Below are 25,747 nucleotides of genomic sequence, written 5' to 3' on the forward strand. Positions count from 1 at the left end.
GCGGTTGGACGATCACTCTCGTCGAGCGACGGGGCGCTCTTCTGATCATGAAGATGAATTAGATCAACCTCGGTACCGCAGCTGCTTCGAGGAGGTACAACTGATTGACGAGCATGAACTCGCGAACCGCGTCACGACTACTCATTACAACTTCTCGGTGAGCGCGTGGATTGCGGTAGGCCATCGTTACGGACTTGAACAAATTGGATTTGCCCGCTTGCTCCCCTGCGTCCGGGTCATCCCAATGCAGCAACGATCTATTCCCTTCGAATGCGTGCGTGAAAAGCTGGTTGCTGCTCTTATCGTAGACTCCGATCCGGGTTCGAACGATATCTTCCAATCTTCGAAAAGCAGTCGTGATAGCGAAGTCCGGATTGTCGAGAAATCCAATCGACAAATCGATCAGTCGTTCGTCGAGCAGCCCCAAATTCAGTACAGGTGGAAACTCTTCAAGCAGGTGTATGACATCAGCCTTGGCGCGATAGGACGGCCGCTCAACGTATTCGTAATATCGGGAGGGTCGGACGGGCCTAGATTGAGTCAGATTTTTCAGATCAGATGAATGGAGGCAACCAGCTTCGCAACGACGATGAAATTCCTCATCGATATCGTATTCCTCAATATCCACCTTAAACAGCTGAAGCAACCCAATGGCAGTAGAAAGCCCTGTCGGTCCGGTTCCTGAATATCCTGATCTGAATCCAGGCCTGATCAATATTTGCAGATAAGGTGAGACGGTCAGCAGGATACTGTGCTCGCCTATTCCTCCATCGGACCACGACAAAATCCAAGCCGATTGTACACGTTCACCCGCGGCTAGAACGCTTTTTAGTGCGTCTACGCACCGCTGGGTAACTCCGGGCGTGCCATGATATTCGATACCCGCGAGTTTGCTCATGTCGATCTTTTTGCCCATCACCGCGTTCCGTCCGTTTTTTGTACCGCTTCTATCTTAGAATTTCGATGAGTAATTAACTAGGCCAAAATAAACTACTCCCTTGGCTAGCTCGCGCAAACGGACAGGGCTAAAGGTGTGAATGGTAGAAAAACCGCTAGGACAGCTGACCTGAGTCAGGGATCGAGTACGAGAAATTTAAGCGTCCGCTTTCGGCTGTGGATTTAACCGGTCGACGCAACATGACTAAATTCTGTGTGAGCAGAAGAAGTGTTGCAGATGAAGCAGAGACCTCGGATCTATTACACCGAAAACCAGAAAAAATTGATGTAGGATCACTGGCAGAAAGGCGATTCTCTCCAGTAAGTTGCCCAACTATTTGATCGAAACCAATCATCGATACAGCACATTTTGGCGGAGAGCGGGGGAATCAGACCCGGTGTACCTACCCGGACGATAAGAGCCTTATCCAGTGCATCGGCCATGTGGTAGAGCAAACCAAATGCCTAGAATTCCAGCAGTGTCTCGCTACCGAGCAACTCCACGTGCTGCTCGACGGTGAGTAGATCACCGTTACGCAAGAGGAATACTAAAAAGGTTAGGCTTGGGGGAGGCATGAAAAAGCTCCTTTTTAATATGATACGATTGGATCTACAGGCTGAGCAATATTGGTCGCTCGGAGCACTTGTAAAGCGTCAACATAATTAACACAGCACAGGATGTGAGATGCGTACTGCGTTCAAACTACTGGTTCACGAATCAGATGGTCAGAGATACGAAGATTTGTTCGTCAAAATAATGTCCTATAGCGATCCGGATTTTCAACCGGTGAAGGCGTACGGCAATATTGGAGATCGAGGCAATGACGGCTGGGTGGCCAAGAAGGGTCGGTACTATCAGTCCTACGCGCCTGAGTCATTGGCAAAAAATACGAAAAGCGCACTTAGTAAGCTGTCTGAAGATTTTGAAAAGTTGAAGGGGTTTTGGAATCATCTATCACCTGTTCGAGAGTTTTACTTCGTCGTTAATGATAAGTTCAAGGGCGTCTCCCCTCACATCTACGAAGCCGTTGATAAACTGAAACATCTACACGACTTAGATCGCTCAGAAGTTTTTCTGGCAAGCCAATTGGAAAACAAGCTCTTCTCGCTTGAGCACGACCAGATCAAGCAGGTGCTGAACTCATTTGAGCCTTCACCGCCCGCTCACAGCCTCAAGGTTGTCGACTTCTACGAGGTGATTGATGAGGACGAGGACAATCAAAAAGACCGGGATGATCTCGCTACCGAAGTCGAATTGAAGCTGAGAAATTCGGGCTCTGAAGTCGCTTTCGTTAAGGAAATTTCATTCCACACGGTTAAGCATTGGAACCTCGTGACAGACCGGAATCACCGGATTGTGGATGTTTCAGCTACCTATGACATCTCTCTCTCCGAGAAGGCTGGAAGCGTAGCCAGGAAAAAGATTCACCACGAATTAAAGCCTCAAGAAACGGATAGAATCAGGTTTAAGCTGCACTCGAAATTTTGGGCAGACCCGGACGGATTGTCGCTCTATCTCATTGAGATCAACGTTCATTTTAATGAGGAGACGGCGCCAGCGACCTTCCGTCAGACGATTGTGAACGTGCGTCCATCGCACATTAGCCAAGCCTCGTATTTTGGAGGCTACTCCCCCGAAACGGTAACGAATAACAAGGCCTTGGCCCGCGAGGTTCTTGAGCTGCATGCAGGAGGTGTTGGCGTTGAGGACTATGTGGTCGGAGCGTTGGAGTCATGGATGCTAGCGCCCGACACACCGTAGGCTACAGGCAGCGTTGTTGATGCTGCTGGCGTGTTGCCGCTGACCGAAAACTGACCCAGGTGTTCAACTGCTTCTGCTCGCTTTCCGAGCAGGAGAACACAGGGTGATCAGCATGGAAATGTTGGGGAAAATTCGGCGGATGTACTTTCGCGACAAGCTGTCGCTGCATTAGATAGCCAAGCGTACCGGGCTGTCGAGAAACACTATTATGGGTGGGAGCACCCGAAGCCGCTCAGCCGGCGTACCAACGGTGCGCAACCTTCAACAAACTCAGTCCATTTCAAGAGACGCTGGAGCAGGCGCTCAAGGCCAATTCGTTTCAGGCAATGCACAACCACAGAAGTGCCAAAGCACTCTTCGAACAGATCAAGGCCGAGGGGTACGACGGCGGCTACAGCCAGCTCACCGCCTTCATACGCGCGTGGCGCGGCGAGCAAGGCAAGTTTTTACGGGCCTTCGTACCGCTGACCTTTGCACTCGGCGAGGCCTTTCAAATCGACTGGAGCGAAGAAGGCCTGCTGATCGGCGGCCTGTTCCGACGCATCCAGGTCTCCCATATGAAGCTGGGCGCCAGTCTTGCATTTTGGTTGGTGGCGTATCCCAGACGACGCACGTCGAGCCGAAGAGATTCAAGTTGCCGCTCCAAATCTTCTCGTTCCGGTGACGACGGAGTTTCTTGTCGGCGTTTCATGGGTGCGGATGCCTCTGGGCCGAGTAACTGATTTTTCCAGTTCTACAAGGTCGGCCTGCACACGCCCAGCTTTTGAACCACGGCTTTCGCACTTTCAAGTCGCGTGCACAGCGCGATGACCGCGACCTGCTTCATCGCTAACCGAGACAAGTACGCGTTTGAATATGACTACATCATTTAATTTTTACCCGTTCCGCAATGAGGGGCTGGAGCGCGTTCGGTTCTTGGAACTCATTAGAAAGCTCTCGCCCACAGGAGTCATTGAGGCGTATCCCGGCCGAGTCATCATTCATCGTTGACATGGCCAGGATGAGTAAAGTGCCAGCCTTGCCGCACGTCGTGAAGAAAGCGGTGGTCGACTGACACGGAATCACCTCTCGGTGCGGATGACCTATCATTGAATTTTCCGCGGCTGCCGTACCTTCGCGCTATTGCCAGTCGCGGGCTTTTTAGGCCGAGCTGTCTTCTTGGGCTTGGGTTCAACCACCTGCTCTCCCCGACGTTTTGTAAGGTGGATGCCTATCACACGTACATCTTCTACGTGAGAGTAACGGCTGTGGCAGCCAGGTAGTCGGCGAGCTTGCCAGCTGTCATTTGCATTGGAGATGCCCCTGTGGTGATTACATTGCTGCTCGTCATTCTTCTGAAGCCTTTTCGAATCGACTTTTCAGCTTGGTCAATTCACGCCCCTTCCCAAACGCGTCCGAGATTATCTGCATGTCCCCTTCGCTGAGTGTGGATGCGTCGACCGATGCCAACGCTGCATGGGTACCGAGGCTATAGGTCAAACGAGCCAGGTTTGTCTTGATCTTGATCGAGGAGCAACGCGGCAGTGTTCTCAAGAAGGTATGGGCAGTAGCGAGTTTGCTCTCTTGGTTGGTCAGGCGGACGCAGAAAGACTCCAGGTTGTCGTTAACCGCGCTGGCAGTTTCCGGTGCTGAGCCCAGTGCCAAGATCCGGATGCCAAGATCAATAAGCTCTTGTGGCGCCGGCATTGGATCAAGTGATGTGATCTGGCGCCAGAGTCGGCGTCGCCGATCGTCGGTAGCTTCGACGGTAAGGATGGTCTGCGCCAGTACTTGATAAGCCGTCTTGTCCAAGCACTTCGACCACAGCGACAACACCTGATCGGGCGCATCCACGGTGCCGGTATGCCCTAGCGCCAGCACCTCTAATGTCGATGCGACGCTTTGCGGTAGATTCAGCACCGATACCGCTTTTGTCCACGCAGCTGCCAACAAGGCCACCTCTTGCTCCGAATCCCAACTGATGGGCGTTGGTAGCAGGACGATCTGACTTGGCGAAAGACGCCTGGCAGCACAGGTGAAGAAATGCTCCGCTTCGGCTGGGTGGGTTTGCCATACCTGGCAGGCGAATTCGAGGAGTTCAGCTTCACGCTCGGCGGGTGCCCGTTTGGCTGTGATCATGGAGTCAAGGGAAGCCAGCAAACCGCGCTTCGCTTCCTTGAGGTCGCGCCGACCGGTGCTGATCGCTTCCGTAAAGATCGTGTCGGGCACGTAGCCTGGATGTACCTGCTCGACCGATGGCCACGTCCGTGCGAAATGCTGATGGAGCTGATTATTCTGAGCGGGGTAGCTGCCAGCGGAAGAAAACGTATCTCGCAAACAAGCTGCGATCGTCGCCGGCGACCCATTGAGGTAGATTTTTGAAAGGCCGACCATAACGCTGTCGAGATCATCGGTTGATCGTGATACGAATGAGGGCAGCCGACTCAGCGCGCGATCAAGATGTGCTTGCAGATTCCCAGTCGCCCAGCATTGACTCGGAATTTCCTCGGAGGCCATCGTGTAAATCTCGCCAAAACCTTCAGGCATCGGAGCGGTAAACCCGGAGTCGAAATACGTAGTGATCTGAACTTGAACCGCGTCCGGCAATTTGTCGAAGGCCTTCATCAGGGAGCGACAGCATTCTATCGGCAGTTCGTCAGCCAGACGCTCGACCCAGTTGGTGCTGACCTGGGCAGTAAGCTCAGGGGCACGCTGAAGCATTAACTCGAAAAGCGCTACTGCATCAGTTTGGTACGATTCTCCCGTGGATAGGTTGTTGCACAGTAAAACAAGATTAGATTGTGCGTCCGTCGTCAGCTCACCAAAGCGAGCTGAAGCCACAGCCATTGTCCATTGGAACCCTCGACGGTAATCGATTTCAGGTTTTGGATGAGCCACAAGGTTTTTCGCCACCGCGATCACGCATCCCGAAAGCGTTTGTGCGTCAGCCCTTTGATGTGATGTCTCCAGTACAGTCAGTGCGCAAGCCTGCAGCTCAATTCGCGGCAGAGTCAAATATCTCAGTACGAGTGGCCACAAAATGGATCTGCTCTCCTCCCCCTGGGAAACCAACTCGGCAAACAGCCGATCCACTCGAGCCGCAACTGCTGGCAACTTCATCACTTCGCCACGGTTTGCATCCAATTCGTCGGCAACAAGTGTCACATAGTCCGTGCCTAACATCGTCAGCAGCATGGCTTCATGATCATCAATCCACCGCTCCAGCTCTTGGAACTCGAATTGGTAGGAGCCTCCGCTGAGATTGACATCTCTGACCTTGAGCCAATCGATCAGCTTACGTTCCTGAGGAGCGGGGAGCCCGTGAGCTGCGCGGACACTGAGCACGATGTTACAGGCCTTACTAACCATCCCCCGTGCTTCGTCAAGACTCGGAGTCTGCATGGTTTCAAGGCGAAATTCGATGGTCTGGCTGGTCGACAGTAGATCGTCAACCAACTCTGCGGCGATTTGGCGTTGTTCTTGAGCATTGGCGCTTTTTACGACATTGCCAATTTTGTCCAGACCAATCATTGACCGGAGATCGAGTGACGCCGTCAGCTCGTTGCACAGTTTTCCCAGCATCAGGCGCACTGTCCGTGGTGGTAGGCGGTCAAGGAGGTTGGCGATTACACGCATTGCATTATGACGGCGGGCAGTCGTCTCCAGGTGCAGATCGCTGACCAGCTCATGGAGCAGGTGCGCGTGGTCATCGCCTAGGACGACATTATCAGCGCGCGTGGACAGTTGCTCAACCACACTGCGAGTATCGCCAGACATCAGCAGGTTGTAGATAACGCTGGTCCCGGCACCAAACTTTCGACTTATTGGATCTTCAGACAGCAGAAGCAGACTCTGAAGAGAGTCTGGCCAACGAATACCAACAAGGCTGGACAGGAATTGACGAAGCTCTCTGCAGTCATCGCGGATGGTCGTTGTCTTTGTGTCCTTGTCCAAGGTTACATAACGCTTACCCAATAACGCTTGGGCCTCAACTGGTTGATCTAGGAGTGAGCCTTCATTCACCAGTAACTGGGTCAGTCGACCGAGCAGCAACGGGTCATCCTGAAGATCGCGATAGAAGTCCGGAAAGCTCACCCGCGCTGCACTGAGTGCACCCAAGGATATGGGGTGAGCAGTCACCGATCCCTCGTGCAGACCGCCTGGTCGCTCCCCTGCACTGCCCTCGTATTCACGACGTTTCGCCAACCACCAGGACTGTGCAAAAGCGTTGACAATTTGCAGAGCGTTCCGGGGATCCGCGACATTCACATGGATCATCCGATCAATCACTTGCTCCGGGCTGGTGCCCGAAGTCTTCAGGTCGCTGACAATCTCAGTAAATGACAGGAGATTTTTCAGCGCGAATTGCCTCATGTCGCCTCGAGGTACTGGCGGGATTTCAAGTCGAAATTGGAAGATGCGATCCAGGTACCGACGAGCGTCCATGTGTGTGAAAACGGTACCTGGCTGCTCAGGGTTTTTGCCGCGACCACGCGCCAGCGCATCGGCAACTTTTGCTTCGTCACACGAGATCACAAACACTAGTCCCAACCCGTGTGGAAGCTTTTCAGAGGGGATTTCCATGAACGCCCGGACGGCGTCGAGGCCGAGCACCATTTCTTCTGCTGAGAGCCGATCCAGATCATCGACGAAGATCACCAGGCGCTCGCAAGGGTTTACTTTTCGAAATATCCCCGAAGGCTCCTTGAACGCTTTCAACTGTTCGAGGAGCATCTCTTCGTATTGTTCTGCGCTGGCGCTGGGAAGAGAAACCTTGGTGATCGACCGGAAGCTATCGACCTTTGAGGGCTTCAGATTCTTGAGTAGATAGCTGTAGGCACCGCTTATTGCCAAGATGAAGGTCGATCGAACATAGGGGTCGCTCCATGGGAGGACGGTTAGCCCAACCCACAGCAAACCAAAAAGCAACAGTATGGCCACCAGGAAGGCAGGCAACGGCATCGACCACGCGCGCCACAACTGACAGGCATACTCTCGAAATCCTTTCCACTGATGCTCAACCTGTGTGATGTTGCGGAAGAGCTTGTCATGAAGCGCCTGTTCGTCTCCCCCAAGCTCGATAAAAACATGGCGCAGAAGCGCGCGCTTGATGTCCTGATCTTTCCCGCCGAAACGCCAGGCATTAAAAGTGATGCTCTTGATGCGAGACCTGCGCGAGGGTTTACCGGAACCGTCGGATGCACCGTCTGCGAGGCCTTGGGTGTAAAGCTCTTTGATAGAGCTTTTCCCGGTCCCCCATCCGCCGAGTAATCCAATGCTGAACGGAGGCTTATGGTGATCGGCCTCAATGAGGCTCTGGAGTGCCTGGGAAAAATGCCTGTGACCAAATGCATCCTGAGCTTCGTTTTCGATTTGCCGATCTAGCACTGCCGGCATTGGCTTGTAGGATTCAGGCATGCGTTGCGTCCTTCAACGTGTTACTGGCGGGCTGCCACTATCAGCCAAGCCTACTGGAAGGATGGAGGGCAACACAACTTTGCCCTTGGTACAAATTTGGGCTTGAGCTCGGGCTGAGCATCAAAGCCATATTGCAAAGGTCGTCATCGCCTGGCTCTTAGTCGCCTCAAGGCATGCGGTTCGGGCGCGAGCACTTCGAAGTGCCGTACCAGGTAGGCTAGGTTGGCCATAAATCGCGCAACCTTCCCCACATGAATAATGCCGGCCCGCTTGACGTTTTGACTGTTACGCGGTGCCCACTGGCCTGTTGTACGACACGGAAAAACTTTCAGACAGACTGATGAGTCAAACGAAACCCTGTGGTTTGGTATCAAAGCGGAAGCAGCAGCCTTCGGCTGCAAAGAGAACGACTCTTCCCTGCCCCACCTTGCCACCCGCCATCGATTTCCAATCCAGCCCCCAACGCGCGTTTTTTGAAGACCCGCATGCCTCGTCCTCACTGCATGTGTGACCGCCAGAGGTCTGGCAGTGAGACTAAAACGGGCAGGCAACGGTGCCTATGAACATCAATCCATGAACAACCGCGCTAATTTCGAGACCTTTAAGTCAGCAATCTCGGGCCCGTGAGCTACTTATGAGCACCTGACATCGCCCACTTGTTAAATCATGTATCTGCGTGGATCTTCTCCAATGGCCCTCTCAGATCAATCCTGAACCGGATGAACCTTGCCGCTGAAAACTTAGAAGCCATAGGAGTTGTAGATGAGCGTCACCGGTATCAACACGGCAAAACCAACCAGCGAACATCTAATACTCCCGACGGCTTCGCCAGCCCATTATGAAGCCGACTGACAGGCCAATAAACAACGCGGCGCCCCGGTAACCAGATCAGCGTGTCGCAAAGCCTTCGCACGTACCGAACATCCAGCTTCACCGTCCAGACGACTAAAACCGCCAGCAATACGATAATCACGATGGCCAGCCTTTTTTTGCCTGGCGCTTGATCAGTGTGGCCAGCACGATATGAAAGCTGGGGGTTGTTGCGAACTGAGCTCGCGCAGCCAGAAGAGCCGATTCAATCAAGCCCCGAAAATTCGGGGCTTGATAATCACCCAGCATCAGGATTGACGCCCTCCGCCACCGCTGTTTTCACCTTCTTTGCGTCCCGCTTCAGAGGTTTTGTCCTGGTCATCGGCAAAGTCGCCGCCGCGACCGCTCTGGCCACCGCCAGTGGACTGATCAGCTTCGTTTGATTGCCGCCCACCCGATGCCTGGCCGCCCTTTTGCCCGGGCTTATTCATGCTTTCCTTGTCGTCGGCGAATTCGCCTCCGCGATTGGTACCTTGCCCTCCTCCGGACATACGATCAGCATCGCGTGATTGTTGACCTCCTGAAGCCTGACCGCCTTTCTTGCCTGCTTCAGAAGCCTTATCTCGGTCATTAGAAAAATTGCCGGGATTGTTGTTTCCGGTATTGGCCATTTCTATTCACCTCTACTCGTTAATACGAGCATTTGCTCGTTTAATTCGGAGGACGCAGAAAATTGAAAGTTTGGACGAAAATCGAGTTTGGCGACCAATGGTTTTTCGACGTTAGTTCCCTGAAAAATAGAGACTTTCGACTAGCGGAACGGGTAATCAAAGAGGGCTTTTAAAGTCGTTTTTTTCGCTAAGAAATGGCCAATATGAACTAAGCTAACTAGCTCATAAGCAGCTTTACAAACGACGGATTTCGGAAGTCAGTCATGACCGAACATATCGTGCACTTTCACTGCCAGATCGACCAGGCAACGACTGAGCGTTTCAGAGATTGCTGTCTTGAAGCCATTGATCAAGGCGCCACGTCCTTGCTGCTGAACCTGTCCACTTCTGGCGGTAGTACAAATTTCGGCTTCACGCTCTATACCTTTCTAAAGTCACTGCCTGTTCCGCTATGTGCAATTAATGCCGGGAACATCGAGTCGATGGGCATCATCATGTTTCTGGCCGCAGCCCGCCGGATCACGTCACCCCACTCGCGATTTCTTATCCACCCGATGAACTGGTATTTCAGTCAGAAATCCGTCGATCACCAACGCCTGCGCGAATATCTATCGAGCCTCGACAATGACCTCGCGCGTTACGTCCAGATTTTCACGCTGGAAACCACTGACGCACAGACCAAGCTCGACATTTTCCATTGCTTGTCAGCAGAGGAAAAAGTCATCGCTGCGCACGAGTCCCTGGCCTACGGCATTGCGCACGAGATGAAGCAAATGGTGTTTGCCGACGATGTGAAACACTGGAAGGTCAGTGGCGGATGATCGTGCCAACCGTCCTCTATAACACCGCTCTATTGCGCTCATTCAAACCGATTGAACCTAGCTGAAACCCAAGCCTCGGATATTGAAACCACCTTGGGTGAGCCTATGAAAATAGAGGATACGTTACTGCGCCAGCGCAAGGTGCTCGCCAGGTTTGGCGAGCTCGCGTTGGCGTCGGATGACCTGGAACAAATCCTCGACGAGGCATGTCGATTAGTCGGTGAGGCGCTTGAAACCAATCTCGCCAAATTCATGCTGCTCGAAGAAGACGGCATCACGTTCTTCGTGAGAAATGGTGTGGGCTGGGCACCCGATGTGGTCGGCAAGGTGCGGGTGAAAGCATGCGAAGGCAGTCCCGAAATCTTCTCGCTCAACACCAACGCGCCCGTCATCTCGACGGATATTTCAACGGAATCACGGTTTCGGTATCACGATTTTCAAAAGAACAATGGGGTAAAAGCTTTCGTCAACGTTCTCGTCCACGGCGCCAACGGAGAACGTCCTTTCGGAATATTTGAGGTGGACAGTCGAAGTCCTCGTCAGTTTACGCAGAGCGATATCGACTTCCTCCGTGGGTATAGCAATCTGCTTGGTGCGGCGTTGAAGCGCTTCAAAACCCTGGACGCTATGCGCTCGACAGAAAAGCGCCTGCGTGAGAGCGAAAGGCATTACCGCATTGCAGCTGAGCTCAATCCACTTTGGCCTTGGACTGCCGACAAGGGCGGTAACCTGATTTCTATCGATCCGCGCTGGCACGAATACACCGGTCTGTCGCTCGAGCAGACATTGGAACGTCAATGGGCCTATGCCGCGTATAAGGCAGATCAGGTATCAATCGCTGCACTCTGGGATCAATCTCTGGGCACCCTGCAGCCTTTCGATCTGCAAGTCCGATTTCGAAAACACACGGGCGATTACCGTTGGTTTAGAGTCCGTGCGCTGTGCAGTCTCGACAGCGCCGGAAAATCCGAACAATGGTACGGCACCATTGAGGACATAGAAGACCGGGTGCAACTGGAGAGTGCGTTGCGTGACTGGAACGACTTACTTGAAGAACGCATTGGACAGCGTACCCAACAACTGGAAGAGGAGCAGCGAGAGCGCGCCGTAACGGAATCCAAGTTGAGACAAAGCCAAAAAATGGAAGCGGTCGGGCAGCTTACCGGCGGAATTGCCCACGACTTCAACAATCTGTTGGCAGGGATCATCGGTAGCCTGGAACTGATGCAACGGCGGATTGATGCGGGTCGCTACGACGATTTGACCCGATACAATTCAGTGGCCTTGACCTCGGCATCTCGAGCGGCGGCATTAACGCAACGACTGCTTGCGTTCTCCAGGCAGCAATCACTTGAGCCTGAACTCCTTGATCCTCGAAAAGTAATTGCAGACCTTGAAGAAATGATTCGCCGTTCAGTGGGGCCGAGCATCATAGTCGAGTGCTCATTCAGAACGACCGACCGTATCAGGTGTGACCTTAACCAACTGGAAAACGCGCTGCTAAATCTGGCAATCAATGCACGGGATGCAATGCCCAATGGAGGCAGGCTCGACCTTCAGGTTGATCGATGCGTTATCGATCAAGCCTCTTCATCCGACAAAATGATGCCGCCCGGCTCATATGTGAGCATTTCCGCCACGGATACCGGTACAGGGATCAGTCCTGACATTTTGTCGCGTATCTTCGACCCGTTTTTCACGACCAAGAAGTTGGGCGAAGGTACCGGGCTGGGTCTCTCAATGATATATGGCTTCACTCAGCAATCCGGTGGTCAGGTCAGAGTCCACAGCAGCCTGGGTATTGGCACCACCGTGACGCTGTTTTTTCCGGTAGATGATTCGCTGCCAGATGACCCGAAAGTAGCTCCTGGCGACGCTCAGCAGCTGGTGGCATCGGGGCAGAACGAAACTATTTTGCTGGTGGACGACGAAGCGGCTATCCGGCAAATGGCGTCGGAGCTCTTGTCAGACATTGGCTATCGCGTCATTGAGGCAGTGGACAGCGTTTCTGCCATCAAACAGGCGGAGAAGCTAGAACACCTTGAGTTGCTGCTGACCGATGTAGGTTTACCGGGATTGATGAACGGGATCAGTCTGGCAGCAGAACTCAAGAAAAAATACCCGCTGCTCAAAGTGCTTTTCATTACCGGATTTGCTGGCGGTTCGCGACTTGTCTCAGTCGACAGGACAACCCGATTGCTGACCAAACCCTTCAGTCTTAATGAACTCACTTCGCGAGTGCATTCATTGCTAAAGCCCGACGTTTAATCGAACCTCTCCGACTCGATAGATCCGTATTGATCCGTTTCATGCATTAATGAATGCCAACAATGCACTTATCATATCGATCGTCCTGCTCCAGCATTCACCCCAATAAGAACCGTGTGCCGCGTCCAGGCAGCGCACGTCATAAAAGCGGTGGAGTACAGGCCAATGAAAACATCAAATCCTTCCGGGCGTTCACGCGCCAGTGCGATTTTCCGGGTCACCTCGGGCAACTTCCTTGAACAGTTCGACTTTTTCCTTTTCGGCTTTTACGCCACCCAAATTGCGGCTGTGTTCTTCCCGGCCAGTAGTGAGTTTGCCTCCCTGATGATGACCTTCGCGGTGTTCGGCGCGGGGTTCTTGATGCGTCCGTTGGGCGCGGTGGTACTCGGTGCCTACATCGACGATGTGGGGCGGCGCAAAGGCTTGATCGTGACGCTGTCGATTATGGCCAGCGGCACGATTCTCATTGTGTTGGTGCCCGGTTACGAAACCATTGGGCTATTTGCACCAGCCCTCGTGCTGATCGGTCGCTTGCTGCAAGGTTTCTCGGCCGGTGCGGAAATGGGCGGCGTCTCGGTGTACCTTTCGGAGATCGCCACTGCGGGCAACAAAGGCTTCTTCACCAGTTGGCAGTCGGCCAGCCAGCAAGTGGCAATTATCGTCGCGGCGGCTTTGGGCTACGGGCTGAATCAGTGGATGGCGCCCGCAATGATTGCCGATTGGGGCTGGCGGATTCCGTTTTTCGTCGGTTGCATGATCGTGCCGTTCATTTTTTTCCTGCGCCGTAACCTCGAAGAAACCGAGGAATTCGCAGCGCGCAAACATCGGCCGAGTATGGGCGATGTGTTCCGCACCCTCGCGCTGAACTGGGTAATCGTGTTCGCCGGGATGATGATGGTCGCCCTCACCACCACGGCTTTTTACCTGATCACCGTGTACGCGCCAACATTCGGCAAAACCGTGCTGCACCTGAGTACATCCGATGCGTTATTGGTGACCTTGCTGGTGGGTGTTTCGAACTTCTTCTGGTTACCCATTGGCGGCGCGTTGTCTGACCGCATCGGTCGGCGTCCAGTGCTGATCGCCATGGCGCTGCTGACCCTCGCCACGGCCTACCCGGCGCTGACTTATCTGGTGAACGCACCGAGCTTCGTCAACATGCTGCTGGTCTTGCTGTGGTTGTCGTTCATTTACGGTTTGTACAACGGCGCGATGATTGCGGCACTCACCGAAATCATGCCGGTTGAAGTTCGGGTCGCCGGTTTCTCGCTGGCCTACAGCCTGGCTACGGCGGTGTTTGGCGGCTTCACCCCGGCGATGTCGACTTTCCTGATTCAGTACACCGGCGATAAGGCCGCACCCGGTTATTGGATGAGTTTCGCCGCACTCTGTGCCTTGTGCGCGACGCTGTATCTCTACCGCCGCTCCACCGGCCGCCTGCAACCGGCGATGTCTTGAACCTGCCCTTTGTGAGAACACGACCATGAACAAGCTATTCAATTTCGCCGCCCTCGGCCTGGTGGCCAGCCTCGGCCTGAACCCTGTCGCCCAAGCGGAAGAGATCCGTGTGATGACCTCCGGTGGTTTCACCGCGGCCTACAAAGTTCTCGGGCCGAAATTCGCCGCGTCCACCGGCAACACGCTGGACACCGCCCTTGGTCCATCGATGGGCAAGGCACCGGAAGCAATCCCCAATCGTCTGGCCCGCGGTGAAAAGGCTGACGTGGTGATCATGGTCGGCTACGCCCTCGATGACCTGATCAAGCAAGGCAAAGTTGATCCCGCTTCTCGGGTGGAACTGGCGGATTCGCGGATCGGCCTGGTGGTGCGCGAAGGCGCTCCGAAACCGGATATCAGCTCTGTCGAGGGCCTGAAAAAAACGTTGCTGGACGCTAAATCCGTGGCCTATTCCGACAGCGCCAGCGGCGTGTACATCGAGGATCAGTTGTTCAAGCGCCTGGGCATTGAAGAGCAACTCAAACCCAAATCGAAGATGATCCCGAAAATTCCGGTGGGTTCGGTGGTTGCCACCGGCGACTACCAACTGGGCTTCCAGCAGGTCAGCGAATTGCTGCCCGTGCCCGGCGTAAATTTTGTGGCAAAGATTCCAGAGTCGGTGCAATCGGTCACGCGTTTCGCCGCCGGCATTCCCGTGGGCGCGCAACACCCGGCTGAAGCCAAGGCGTTGCTGGAGTACCTGGCCGCCTCGGCCGCTCAACCGGATGTGAAGGCCACCGGGCTGGACTCGGTCAGTCGCTGACCTGGACTTTCATTTCCACCACCAGCCGTTCCAGTTCCAACGCCGCCGGGGTCAGTGTGCGACCCCGGCGTTTGATCAAACCGACACTGCGCATCACTTGCGGATCAGTCAGCGGTATCTGTGTCAGGATCGGGTGATCAGCCGTCGGCATCGCCATCAGCGGCACCGCCGCTACCCCCAACCCCGCTTCCACCAAGCCGATCATCGTCGTCACATGCCGGGTTTCACAGATGCTCTGCCGTTGCGGCACAATTCCGGTCAGCGCCTGATCCAGCAAAAAGCGATTGCCCGAGGTCTTGTCCAGCGATATGTAGTCCTGCTGATAGAACTCGTCCCACGTCACGCTGGTGCGACCCGCCAACGGATGATCGCGCCGACAAGCCACTACATAACCTTCCTGCACCAACGGCTCGAACTCGACTTCGGCCTCAAGCGTACCCATGAAGCTCAGACCGAAATCCGCTTCGCCATTGATCACGGCGCTGAGGACGTCGTGGGCGCTTGAGTCGAGCACTTTGACTTTGATCCGCGGGAACTGCCGGTGGTAATGGGCGATCACGCGCGGCATGAAGTAATACGCTGCCGAGGGCACGCAGGCCACCGTGACATGGCCGAGCCGGGTCGAGGCGACTTCGCTGATTCCCAGCAGCGCCACATCCAGATCGTCCAGCAAGCGCTCGACGCTGGGCATGAACCCGCGCCCGGCCTGAGTCAGACTGACCTTACGGGTGGTGCGTTCGAACAATCGTACGCCGAGGGCGTCTTCAAGTTTTTCGATACGCCGGCTCAGGGCAGGCTGAGAGATACGCACGGCGTCGGCGGCTTTGCGAAAGCTGCCCTGCTCGACCACGGCGCGAAAAGCTTGCAGGTCATTGAGGTCGAAGTTGATGGCCATGGTGCACACTTGGGATCAGACAGATTGATCAGCTTATCCTATGAATGCATAAAATTAATGCGCGATGTAACTACATCTACGGCAATCTCAGCTGGCGCAGCGAACTTCACCTACAGGACATCGAAGAACCCCATAGATCTCGGATACCACCTGCATCGTTGCCTCTTCGATCGTTCCTTCATTACGGCATAAAACCCAGCCGTGATCTGCAATCGCCTGCTCGAATGCCTGGGTACACGCGACATGTTCTTCCAGCTTATGGATCACCGTGCTGCTCAGCCCACGCCGTCGTGCCGTTGCCCTTGCCCATGAAATTTCAGGGTGGGTGACAACCCCGACATGCAGGTCTGGCACTTGCACGTTTCGATCAATGTTCAACTGCAGAATCTCTGCAAACGGGACTATCCGGCGAAACGCGGCATCAGACGGGTACCAGCGATCGATCAAGATGATGCTGTCTTGTGGTTGTTTAGCCAGCACGTGCAGGGAAATCCAGGCGCGACTATCAGCCAGGCGCTCACAAACCTCCAACTCCAACTCGCGGCTGGGATTTCGGGCGAGCTTATTAACGAGGGTCATTGTTTCACCCCGATAGGGATCGCTTTTTTGCTCGGAAAGCCGGATCACCTTTTTGTTGTCGGCCCTCAGTACTTTCGTAACGGCCTCCAACAGTGTGGTTTTTCCGGCTCCCTTGGGCCCATCCAGGGAAACAAACAGCGGACGATTCATTCTTCAAATATCGATTGATGTACGGTTTTTTTTGCCCGGATCGTGCGCTGGAAACGCTTGGCGCGATTGCGCGATTGCGCGATTGCGCGAATCGAGTGGAGGGCCCTTATGAACAGACAGTGATGAATACTCTAACTTAGTTTTACGCTTCGAATGGCGAGCTATTCTATATCCGGGGACACCCTGAAAAGGAGACGCCAGCATGGCGCGACATTCGCCGTTATCGCGGTGGTACCTCGGGACAAGGTCAGCGTCACGGCTCACGGCGAAAAACTGGCGATAGTCGACGACAGGCCTGGAGCCCTATGACTGCCTGTCGCCGGACTTGATGGACACCATGGCGACGCATGTCGCAAGACAGAAAGGCTTGCTTCCTGCCATCTGATAGATCGACGTCGCGATTTTTACAGACTGCGGACGCGCTCACTTGCGATTACGGTCGTTTTTTTTCAGCCATCCCAGCGTGCCAGAAAGGGGCCCGACAAAACCCGCTTGGGGTTATAGTCCCCTACGGAAAATGATCTGAGTGACGTCAACATGAAAACGCTCACGGCCCTTTTCACCTGCCTGCTCGCCAGCATCAGCGCGGTGACATTCTCCTGCGCCAATGCCGCATCGCCTCCGCGAACCTACAAGACCAGCTTCGACTGCGCCACCGCCAGAGCCCCCGTAGAAAAACTCATCTGCCGCGATCCGCAACTGGCGCAGATGGATCTTGAGCTCATGCGGCTTTATCGCCTCGCGCTCACCGATGAACGCTCCGTACCACCTCCCGACAAAGTCATCATTGACCAGCAGTTCTGGATCGACGCCCGCAACCAGTGCGGCTCTGGGCCTGAGGCCAAGGCCTGTACGATCCGCAGTTATGCCCAGCGTGCCTACCAACTGCGCCAAGGCTCGGCCATTGTTCGAACCAAGGATCCAGACCGGCTGACCGAAGGCCCCCAGGCGTTTCGTTGTGCCGGGTTTAATGCACCGATTGCCGCGACTTTCTTTACGACGCAACCGGGTGTCGTGTACCTGAAGTGGGCGAACACCTCGGTCACCCTCAGTCAGGTGCAAAGCTATTCAGGCACCCAATACACCGGCAAGGATGTCCTCGGGAACTACAGCTTTCGGCAAAACGAAAACGGGGTGTTTTTCCAGAAACCTGGCTCTGGCGAGATGAACTGTACGGCCGAGCCGGTCGGCTGAAGGCTCTGGCGGTATCAGGTCGCCCTCTGTCGCTCCAACCGCTCTGGGACCACGATCCTGCTCGCTTGAACAGGCGACCGTACATCGCGTGCGTTTAAGTGACACCTCAAATGTGTCGACAATACTGTTGATGCGGCCCGCATAAATCATTATATTCCGCCTCGATCACGAGATAGTGTCGACAATCAGTGTCGCCAGCTTCTCAGAACAGCTTTTGTAGGAGCCGTTGCTCCCGTGGTTACCGGTGGTCACCCTCGACCGCTGGGCGACGGCTCCTACTTTTATTTTTCGAACAAAACCCGGGCAGCTTTTCGCCCAACACGCGGTATGACAGGAGAAACCCAGTGCTTGAGACCTACGTACAACAATTACAAGCACGTGCCGAGCAAGGGCTTCCACCCTTGGCGCTGAATGCCGAACAAACGGCAGGCCTGGTTGAACTGCTGAAAAATCCTCCAGCGGGCGAAGAAGCTTTCCTCGTTGACCTGATCACTAACCGCGTTCCACCTGGCGTGGACGAAGCCGCCTATGTCAAGGCCGGCTTCCTGTCCGCCCTCGCCAAAGGCGAAGCCAAATCCCCTCTGATCGACAAGAAGCGCGCTGTAGAACTGCTCGGCACCATGCAGGGCGGCTACAACATCGTGACCCTGGTCAACCTGCTGGACGACGCCGAACTGGCACCCGTAGCGGCCGAAGAACTCAAGCACACCCTGCTGATGTTCGACGCCTTCCACGACGTCGCTGAACGCGCCAAGAACGGTAACGTTCACGCACAAGGCGTGCTGCAATCCTGGGCTGATGGCGAGTGGTTCAAAAACCGCCCTGTGCTGGCCGACAAGATCAGCCTGCGCGTGTTCAAGGTCACCGGCGAAACCAACACCGACGACCTGTCCCCTGCCCCGGACGCCTGGTCCCGCCCGGACATCCCGCTGCACGCCCTGGCCATGCTGAAAATGGCGCGCGACGGCATCGTGCCGGACGAACAAGGCGTCACCGGCCCGATGAAGCAGATCGAGGAAATGCGCGGTCAAGGCTTCCCGATTGCCTACGTCGGTGACGTGGTCGGTACCGGTTCGTCGCGTAAATCCGCCACCAACTCGGTGCTGTGGTTCTTCGGCGACGACGTGCCGTTCGTGCCGAACAAGCGCGCTGGCGGTTTCTGCTTCGGCAACAAGATCGCCCCGATCTTCTACAACACCATGGAAGATGCCGGCGCCCTGCCGATCGAATTCGATGTGTCCAATATGCACATGGGCGACGTGATCGACCTGTATCCGCATGCTGGCAAAGTCTGCAAGCACGGTACTGACGACGTCATCACTACCTTCGAAATGAAGACCCCTGTGCTGTTGGACGAAGTCCGTGCTGGCGGTCGTATCCCGCTGATCATCGGCCGGGGCCTGACCGAAAAGGCGCGTGCCGAGCTGGGGCTGGCGCCTTCGGATCTGTTCAAGAAACCTGAAGCGCCGGCTGAAAGCACCAAAGGTTTCACCCTGGCGCAGAAAATGGTCGGCAAAGCGTGCGGCGTGACAGGCGTTCGTCCGGGCACCTACTGCGAGCCGAAAATGACCACCGTCGGCTCCCAGGACACCACCGGTCCGATGACCCGTGATGAACTGAAAGACCTGGCGTGCCTGGGCTTCTCGACAGATCTGGTGATGCAGTCCTTCTGCCACACCGCGGCTTACCCCAAGCCTGTCGATGTCACGACTCACCACACCCTGCCGGACTTCATGCGCAACCGCGGCGGCGTGTCGCTCAAGCCGGGTGACGGCATCATCCACAGCTGGCTGAACCGCATGCTGCTGCCGGACACCGTCGGCACCGGTGGTGACTCGCACACCCGTTTCCCGATCGGTATTTCGTTCCCGGCCGGTTCCGGTCTGATCGCGTTTGCCGCGGCCACCGGCGTCATGCCGCTGGACATGCCGGAATCGGTTCTGGTGCGTTTCAAAGGCCAGATGCAACCGGGCATCACCCTGCGTGACCTGGTCCATTCGATTCCTTACTACGCGATCAAGGCCGGTCTGCTGACCGTGGAAAAGAAAGGCAAGGTCAACGCGTTCTCCGGCCGCATCCTGGAAATCGAAGGCCTGGACAACCTGACCGTCGAGCAAGCGTTCGAGCTGTCTGACGCGTCCGCTGAGCGTTCGGCTGCCGGCTGCACCATCAAGCTCCCGGAAAAAGCCATTGCCGAATACCTGACCTCGAACATCACCCTGCTGCGCTGGATGATCGGCGAAGGCTACGGCGATGCGCGCACCCTGGAACGTCGTGCTCAAGCGATGGAAGCCTGGCTGGCCAACCCTGAGCTGCTGGTGGCTGACAAAGACGCCGAGTACGCCGAAATCATCGAGATTGATCTGGCTGAGATCACTCAACCGATTCTGTGCGCACCGAACGACCCGGATGACGCCCGTCTGTTGTCGACCGCTGAAGGCCAGAAGATCGACGAAGTGTTCATCGGTTCGTGCATGACCAACATCGGTCACTTCCGCGCCGCCGGCAAATTGCTGGAGCAGGTCGATGGTCAGCTACCGACTCGTCTGTGGCTGTCGCCGCCGACCAAGATGGACGCGCATCAGCTGACTGAAGAAGGTTATTACGGCATCTACAACAAGGCCGGCGCTCGTATGGAAATGCCGGGCTGCTCGCTGTGCATGGGTAACCAGGCTCGCGTAGAACCGAATTCGACTGTTGTGTCGACGTCGACCCGTAACTTCCCGAACCGTCTGGGTGACGGCGCGAACGTCTACCTGGCTTCGGCCGAGCTGGCGTCCGTGGCTTCCATCCTGGGTCGCCTGCCGACCGTCGAGGAGTACATGGAATACGCGGGCAAGATCGACAGCATGGCGGCCGATGTCTACCGCTACCTGTCCTTCGACCAGATCGCCGAGTTCCGTGAAGCTGCTGCGAACGCCAACATTCCGGTGGTTCAAGCGTAACGTTACAAAGCAATAGAAAACGCCGCCCATCGTGAGATGAGCGGCGTTTTTTTATGCCCAAGAGTTCCGCCAGCCCCCCCTGTGGGAGCGAGCCTGCTCGCGAATGCGGTGGATCAATCAACGATGATGTCGACTGACACACCGCTTTCGCGAGCAGGCTCGCTCCCACAGTGTTCTTCGGTGTGCTGGCGATCCGTGCCATGCCACTCGTCAGCGCCTCAGCACCTTCCCCCACCCGGATCTTCCAACGTTTTATACCCCCTCGCAGGAAGACCCGGATGATGAACAGAACAATCACCACCCTCGCCATCGCCAGCCTGTTGTCGACGGGCTCGTTTTTCGCCATGGCCGCCGAGAAGGCAGACATTCCGCCCACTGCCATTCCCGGCGTCAACCAGGCCCAAGGCGCGGAATCCAATGAGCAGAAAGCCGACAAAAAGGGCGAGGAAGCCTCGGGCTCAAACTCCGGCGCCGAATCGCAGGAAACGGAAAAAGACGCCGCTACGTCGAGCGGTTCGAAGGGCGACGAAAAAACCGAGTGAACGCAGTCAACGGAGGTACACGACATGCACAACGATGACGATGTGAACAAAGCATCCAACGCCCCTCCCACTGATGTGTCGGGCAAACCCGTCAACGTGGTCGAAAGGGACCTGCACGACACCTCAAGTGAAACCGAGGGCATTGATGAAGCCATTACACCCTCTTCCACCCGCGCCAAGGAGCAGGACGCTGAAAAGCTCAGGGATAAAATCGCGGAAATAGAACGCACGGTGGCGGACGGTAATTAAAAGGGACCGCCCATTTCTACCCGTTAAGGGTGGGGTCTTATGTCGTGCGGATTGTCCATAATCGGCACAGTCAGGCCGGTGTACCAGCAACCGGCCCGGCTGCTTCTCTTCGCCCTCTATTTCCTCGATCATCAGGGCCGTAGGGGCAGACATTTGGTGTCGTGGGCGGTCACCCTCCTTCACTGAAAAGTCTGCCCCTGTTTTTTTATGCGCTTCGCCACTCAACGTCTGTCGTCAGACAGCGGAGTCGGCTCGTCCGCCTCCGGCATGTCCCTGTCCGGGTCTTCCCAATCATCGGGACGCTGGTCGTCGGGGCTTGTCAGCGGATCGTATCGACCCGGATCGGCAGGGTTGGCCATCGGGTCGTCGGTGCCTGGCTCCGGCCTGGATGGAACCGCGTCCTGCACCGGGTTCTGGTCTTGTTTTTGGAAAGTCGAATCGTCGGACATACCCACCTCGCCGCTCAGGGTCCGGAATCTCCGGGCCGTAAAGATTGGAAGTGGACCGCGTTGCAGCGTGCGTTCGAACAGACGAGCGGCTAGCCCTCGGCGCCAGTGGCCCGATCGGTTGCTTCATTAGCGGCGCAGCACAGCAAGATGTCGGATACGCGCATGATCGGCAGCGGGTCTTTCTGCCGACGTTCTTGAAGCCATTGGCGGCTGCGTCCAATATCCAGCTGCAGACTCAACAACATCATCAGGCTCAGCAACTCTTGGGAAACACGTCCCTGGCCGCATTCAGGACAATGAAACTCCTGCCCGACGCCTGCGCAAAGTGTTCGTGCACAAGGATTTTCACAGATCAAACAAGACATAGTCGGTCTCCACCCAATGAAAAGTAGAGAGCCGCGCGCGCTGAAAGGTGTTCAGCGTGGCCGACGAACGGTGCTGCCCGCTCAGCGCAGCAACGCCGAGAGTGTCAGCGCGTTGCCCAATGCAGCACCACTGGCGGTGTTGTCGAACATGCACCACGTCGCTTCGCTGTCGGTAGTGGCTGTCTGAAGATTGAGTGCCAGGCTCTGCAGCGTGGGCAATTCGTAGGGGCTGAAGTAAGTTCGGGGCGACCCGTGCAGTCGCCAATACTTCAATCCCGGCCAGCCCCCCGGCAGCGCGTCATGGCTGATGCGCGATGGATCAACTGCCGCCCGGGCAATTCGGTGGTGGATCAACAGCGGCTCGGCATCGAGCCAGGATTCATGCCGAGGCTCCAGCACCACGTGGCCGGCATACTGACGCCTGAGTTCAATGAAAAAACTCTCAGCCACTGAACGATCAAACGCCAATGAGGGCGGCAACTGCACCAGCAAGCAGCCCAATCGATCATTCAAGCCTGAACACTGCGAGATAAACTCATCGAGCTCCCACCCACAATCCTGCAAGCGCCGTTCGTGGGTGATCCGCCTGGGCACCTTGACGCAGAAACGAAAGCCTTCGGGCACTGAGTCAGCCCAACGAGCGTAGGTTTCCCGGCGGTGCGGACGATAAAACGAGCTATTGATCTCGACACTGTTCAGTCTCGAGGCATAGCGTTGCAGGTGCGTGCCCTCAACCGGGAATGTCGACACATACTCGCGCCCCAGATTCCAACCTGCACACCCGATGAAAATCCTCTGGCTGTTCAATATTGCTGGCTCATTTGATCAGTCTCCACGCCCGGAAAATCGCCCATGCGGCGGTCTTGTCCAGAGTTGAAATGCTCGGGTTTGTAGAGTTCGAATTGTTTTGCGAATGGCCGATGAGCAGCGCAGCGCGCCTTTCGATCAATCCGATGGAACCTAAGGATTCGGCCCGTTCTCTATCGCAGGACCAGCAGAAGGAGAAGTCACCATGATCGACCCATTAACCGGCATGAGGCCAGGCGAGCGTTACAACGTCGAGAGCCTCGAGCGCACACCGCATTTCCCCGGCTTCTTTCTCGATGGAAAGTATTACCTCGGGCCTGAGTTGCAGACGGCGGTCGGCTGGCTTGAAGGGCAGCAATTTCTGTATGACCAACTCGATCCGACGGGCGAACCGGTGTATCCCGGGCGTGTCGCCGGCATCATTGAAGACCTGACATTGATCCTCGGCGATGGCGCACGCCTGAAACTGAGCGAGATGGCGTACGACGCCCCCAGATACCTGCCCACCGAAATGACCGATGACATTCTGAACACGTACCCGTTGGCAACCGTCAGGCCAGTCAGACCTTCGCCGCTGTTGGTCATCGGTGCGGCGCTGTTAGTTAGCGGATGTCTGCTCGCGTTCAATCGTTTGGGTAGCCGACGCTCTGCCCGTTAGATTCACGGGCAATCGCTGTGATTGCCCGCGATCCCCGGTTTACAGATACCAGCGATATTCCCGCGCGCTGATTTCCTGCATGAACGCCAGGTGGTCCTGACGTTTGTTCTCGCAATACACGTCCACAAACTCCGCGCCCAAGCCTTCACGCAGTTGCGGTTGATGCTGCATCGCGCGCACGGCTTCGAGCATTTCCTTAGGAAAGTCGACGCCACTGTTGCGGTCTTCGTTCAGCGGCAGAATCGGTTCCTTGCCGGACTCCAGCCCATGTTCCAATCCGACCAGAATCGCCGCCAACACCAGATACGGATTGGCATCGGCACCGGCCAGGCGATGTTCGATGCGCAAGTTCTTCGAGTCCGATTCCGGAATGCGCAGACACGCATCGCGGTCTTCAAACCCCCAGCTCGCTTGGGTGGCGATGTTGGTCGTACCACCCAAACGTCGATAGGCGTTCTGGTTCGGGGCGAAAACCGGCATGCAATGAGGCAACAGTTCCAGGCAGCCGGCCACAGCGTGACGCAATGATTGCTGCTGGTTGGCTGCCAGAATGTTGTTGCCGGCCGCATCGTAAAGGCTGACATGCACATGCATGCCGCTGCCCGGATGCTGCAAGTAAGGCTTGGCCATGAAACTCGCTCGATAACCATGCTTGAGCGCCACGCCACGGCTGCTGCGACAGAACAGCGCCGCCCAATCTGCAGCGCGCAAGCCGTCGTCGAGGTGACCGAAATTGATTTCGAACTGACCCGGCCCGAGTTCGGCCGTGATCACCGTGCTGTCGATGCCTTGAGCGCGCGAGGCTTCGACCATGTCGTCGAGTACCGGCGCAAAGCGTGACAATCGTTCGATGTGCATGTTGGGCTGGTCGTCGGCGTCGTCGGTCAGGTCATCTCGGGGAAACTGCGGCAGCCCGTCGCGCAGCTTTTTATCGAACAGGTAGAACTCCAGTTCGAATGCCACCACCGGATGGATGCCTTTGCCGGCGAGCCTGTCGAGGACCTGCGCGAGCACCTGGCGCGGTTCGAACACGATGGGCTTTGCTGTGCCGTCCGAGGTGATCAGCATTTGCCCCAGCGGTTGCGCTTCCCAGGTCACGGGCTTGAGCGTGCCCGGCACCAGCCGACGCACGGCGTCCGGGTCACCATCGTTGAAGCAGTAATCACCAATCTTGAACAATCCGCCTTGCACGCCCAGCAGCACGCAATTCTGCGGCAGTTTCAGCGCCGTGCCGGCCGCGACCTTTTCCAGCATGTCCACCGGGTAGCGCTTGCCGTAGAAATGCCCGGGAATATCGAGGGAAATCAGGTCGACATAACGCACCTCAGGGTAGCGTTGGCGAAAGGCACGCACCTCGGCCAGCAGGTCAGAGCAGGTAGCATCCATCATTGTGGGTCCTTTGCTTGTTATCAGGTGTAAACCCAGAGCACTCGCGTGAGTTGCCCGGTGAGGTTGCCGTAGCGGCAACGGGTATGGCTGTCGAACTGAAAACTGTCGCCAGCCACCAAAGTCACAGGTTCTTCGTCGTCGCCCAGCCACAGCGTCAGCTCGCCTTCGAGCACGTAGCCGCCCTGCTCCGAGCTGTCACTCATGTGCCGGTCGCCGCTGCTGGCACCGGCTTCCAGATGACTTTCGAGCATCGAGAATGACGCGCGCATCTTTGGCGAAACCAGAATGTCGGTAATGCCGTTGGCGTAGTACAGCGTGCGACGTTCGTCAGGCCGCGTGACCCAGGGCAACTCCTTGGGTTTCGGCAGGCTGTAGAAGTACGTGGTCGGTACGCCCAGGGTTTCGCTGATCGCCGTCAAGTCAGCCACGGTGGGCCGTGACAGGCCGCGTTCGACCTGCGAAAGAAAACCGACGGACCGGCCGATTTTGTCGGCCAGTTCCTTCAAGGTGTATTTCTTGTGCTTGCGCAAATCGTGAATCAGGATCGCCAACGCAGCGATTTCTTCTTGCTTGTTCATGCCTGGGATTCCGCTAGATGAC

Annotated in this window: 20 protein-coding genes and 4 pseudogenes; 13 read left to right on the forward strand and 11 right to left on the reverse strand. The window is 55.9% G+C overall.

Features of this window, described 5'->3' with window-relative positions; all coding sequences use genetic code 11:
- Nucleotides 1-58 precede the first annotated feature (58 nt).
- The gene (locus tag AC07N8_RS05075) at nt 59-916 is read right to left on the reverse strand and encodes a TIGR02391 family protein (protein ID WP_116893649.1); all 858 of its coding nucleotides are present in this window, start codon (nt 914-916) and stop codon (nt 59-61) included.
- A 258-nt stretch (nt 917-1,174) separates the two neighbouring features.
- On the opposite strand from AC07N8_RS05075, the pseudogene AC07N8_RS05080 reads away from it, so the two are divergent.
- The 3 genes and pseudogenes from AC07N8_RS05080 to AC07N8_RS05090 all read left to right on the forward strand — a co-directional run.
- Nucleotides 1,175-1,372, forward strand: a pseudogene (locus AC07N8_RS05080) (IS30 family transposase); the annotation flags it as partial.
- A gap of 249 nt (nt 1,373-1,621) precedes the next feature.
- Nucleotides 1,622-2,698, forward strand: a complete 1,077-nt coding sequence (locus tag AC07N8_RS05085) for a hypothetical protein (RefSeq protein ID WP_493141712.1) — start codon at nt 1,622-1,624, stop codon at nt 2,696-2,698.
- Between the two features lie 172 nt (nt 2,699-2,870).
- A pseudogene (locus tag AC07N8_RS05090) lies at nt 2,871-3,360 on the forward strand (IS21 family transposase); the annotation flags it as partial.
- Here AC07N8_RS05090 and AC07N8_RS05095 read toward each other — a convergent pair.
- The 3 genes and pseudogenes from AC07N8_RS05095 to AC07N8_RS05105 form a co-directional block, all read right to left on the reverse strand.
- Nucleotides 3,300-3,527 (reverse strand): annotated as a pseudogene (locus AC07N8_RS05095) (transposase); the annotation flags it as partial. The pseudogenes AC07N8_RS05090 and AC07N8_RS05095 sit on opposite strands and share 61 nt — an antisense overlap.
- Nucleotides 3,528-4,024: 497 nt before the next feature.
- On the reverse strand, nt 4,025-8,095 hold the full coding sequence (locus tag AC07N8_RS05100; RefSeq protein ID WP_493141710.1) for a KAP family P-loop NTPase fold protein: 4,071 nt from the start codon (nt 8,093-8,095) through the stop codon (nt 4,025-4,027).
- Nucleotides 8,096-9,213: 1,118 nt separating this feature from the next.
- Nucleotides 9,214-9,576, reverse strand: a complete 363-nt coding sequence (locus AC07N8_RS05105) for a KGG domain-containing protein (protein WP_483841969.1) — start codon at nt 9,574-9,576, stop codon at nt 9,214-9,216.
- Nucleotides 9,577-9,839: 263 nt separating this feature from the next.
- Here AC07N8_RS05105 and AC07N8_RS05110 point away from each other — a divergent pair, with 263 nt between their 5' ends.
- From AC07N8_RS05110 to AC07N8_RS05125, 4 genes are all read left to right on the forward strand, one after another.
- A complete protein-coding gene (locus AC07N8_RS05110) occupies nt 9,840-10,397 on the forward strand; it encodes an ATP-dependent Clp protease proteolytic subunit (protein ID WP_483841970.1) in 558 nt (185 codons plus the stop codon).
- Nucleotides 10,398-10,502: 105 nt separating this feature from the next.
- Complete coding sequence (locus AC07N8_RS05115; RefSeq protein WP_493141708.1) at nt 10,503-12,665, forward strand: ATP-binding protein; 2,163 nt, start codon at nt 10,503-10,505, stop codon at nt 12,663-12,665.
- Nucleotides 12,666-12,830: 165 nt separating this feature from the next.
- Nucleotides 12,831-14,123 (forward strand): MFS transporter, encoded by a 1,293-nt coding sequence (locus AC07N8_RS05120; protein ID WP_493141706.1) that lies wholly within the window; start codon nt 12,831-12,833, stop codon nt 14,121-14,123.
- A gap of 25 nt (nt 14,124-14,148) precedes the next feature.
- The gene (locus tag AC07N8_RS05125) at nt 14,149-14,925 is read left to right on the forward strand and encodes a substrate-binding domain-containing protein (protein WP_493141704.1); all 777 of its coding nucleotides are present in this window, start codon (nt 14,149-14,151) and stop codon (nt 14,923-14,925) included.
- On the opposite strand, the gene AC07N8_RS05130 is transcribed toward AC07N8_RS05125, so the two are convergent.
- Together AC07N8_RS05130 and AC07N8_RS05135 are read right to left on the reverse strand one after the other, a co-directional pair.
- Nucleotides 14,915-15,820 (reverse strand): LysR family transcriptional regulator, encoded by a 906-nt coding sequence (locus AC07N8_RS05130; protein WP_483841974.1) that lies wholly within the window; start codon nt 15,818-15,820, stop codon nt 14,915-14,917. The two genes, AC07N8_RS05125 and AC07N8_RS05130, sit on opposite strands and share 11 nt — an antisense overlap.
- Before the next feature lie 87 nt (nt 15,821-15,907).
- Nucleotides 15,908-16,549 (reverse strand): dTMP kinase, encoded by a 642-nt coding sequence (locus AC07N8_RS05135; protein ID WP_493141702.1) that lies wholly within the window; start codon nt 16,547-16,549, stop codon nt 15,908-15,910.
- Nucleotides 16,550-16,744: 195 nt separating this feature from the next.
- Between AC07N8_RS05135 and AC07N8_RS05140 the strand changes: the two are divergent.
- The 5 genes and pseudogenes from AC07N8_RS05140 to AC07N8_RS05160 all read left to right on the forward strand — a co-directional run.
- Nucleotides 16,745-16,934 (forward strand): annotated as a pseudogene (locus AC07N8_RS05140) (hypothetical protein); the annotation flags it as partial.
- A 152-nt stretch (nt 16,935-17,086) separates the two neighbouring features.
- On the forward strand, nt 17,087-17,743 hold the full coding sequence (locus AC07N8_RS05145) for an MliC family protein (RefSeq protein WP_483841976.1): 657 nt from the start codon (nt 17,087-17,089) through the stop codon (nt 17,741-17,743).
- A gap of 344 nt (nt 17,744-18,087) precedes the next feature.
- The gene (acnB, locus tag AC07N8_RS05150; RefSeq protein ID WP_483841977.1) at nt 18,088-20,688 is read left to right on the forward strand and encodes a bifunctional aconitate hydratase 2/2-methylisocitrate dehydratase; all 2,601 of its coding nucleotides are present in this window, start codon (nt 18,088-18,090) and stop codon (nt 20,686-20,688) included.
- 281 nt (nt 20,689-20,969) lie between these two features.
- Nucleotides 20,970-21,230: a hypothetical protein gene (locus AC07N8_RS05155; RefSeq protein ID WP_483842176.1), complete on the forward strand. Its 261-nt coding sequence runs from the start codon at nt 20,970-20,972 to the stop codon at nt 21,228-21,230.
- 24 nt (nt 21,231-21,254) lie between these two features.
- Entirely contained in the window at nt 21,255-21,479 is a 225-nt protein-coding gene (locus tag AC07N8_RS05160) for a hypothetical protein (protein ID WP_483841978.1), read from the forward strand.
- Nucleotides 21,480-21,700: 221 nt separating this feature from the next.
- Here AC07N8_RS05160 and AC07N8_RS05165 read toward each other — a convergent pair whose 3' ends face one another.
- The 3 genes from AC07N8_RS05165 to AC07N8_RS05175 form a co-directional block, all read right to left on the reverse strand.
- On the reverse strand, nt 21,701-21,928 hold the full coding sequence (locus tag AC07N8_RS05165; RefSeq protein WP_493141700.1) for a hypothetical protein: 228 nt from the start codon (nt 21,926-21,928) through the stop codon (nt 21,701-21,703).
- Between the two features lie 89 nt (nt 21,929-22,017).
- Nucleotides 22,018-22,293 carry a hypothetical protein gene (locus AC07N8_RS05170; protein WP_493141698.1) on the reverse strand — a complete coding sequence of 92 codons (276 nt, stop codon included), beginning with the start codon at nt 22,291-22,293 and terminating at the stop codon, nt 22,018-22,020.
- 81 nt (nt 22,294-22,374) lie between these two features.
- The gene (locus tag AC07N8_RS05175; RefSeq protein ID WP_493141995.1) at nt 22,375-23,085 is read right to left on the reverse strand and encodes a DUF72 domain-containing protein; all 711 of its coding nucleotides are present in this window, start codon (nt 23,083-23,085) and stop codon (nt 22,375-22,377) included.
- 220 nt (nt 23,086-23,305) lie between these two features.
- Here AC07N8_RS05175 and AC07N8_RS05180 point away from each other — a divergent pair, with 220 nt between their 5' ends.
- Nucleotides 23,306-23,758: a short chain dehydrogenase gene (locus AC07N8_RS05180; RefSeq protein WP_483841982.1), complete on the forward strand. Its 453-nt coding sequence runs from the start codon at nt 23,306-23,308 to the stop codon at nt 23,756-23,758.
- A 39-nt stretch (nt 23,759-23,797) separates the two neighbouring features.
- Here the strand turns inward: AC07N8_RS05180 and AC07N8_RS05185 are convergent, their stop codons facing one another.
- Nucleotides 23,798-25,144, reverse strand: coding sequence for a glutamine synthetase family protein (locus AC07N8_RS05185; protein WP_493141993.1), 1,347 nt, complete (start codon nt 25,142-25,144; stop codon nt 23,798-23,800).
- Between the two features lie 23 nt (nt 25,145-25,167).
- Nucleotides 25,168-25,725 carry a helix-turn-helix domain-containing protein gene (locus AC07N8_RS05190; RefSeq protein WP_027923171.1) on the reverse strand — a complete coding sequence of 186 codons (558 nt, stop codon included), beginning with the start codon at nt 25,723-25,725 and terminating at the stop codon, nt 25,168-25,170.
- Nucleotides 25,726-25,747 lie beyond the last annotated feature (22 nt).

This window comes from Pseudomonas sp. GW821-FHT10C09 (assembly GCF_059415465.1).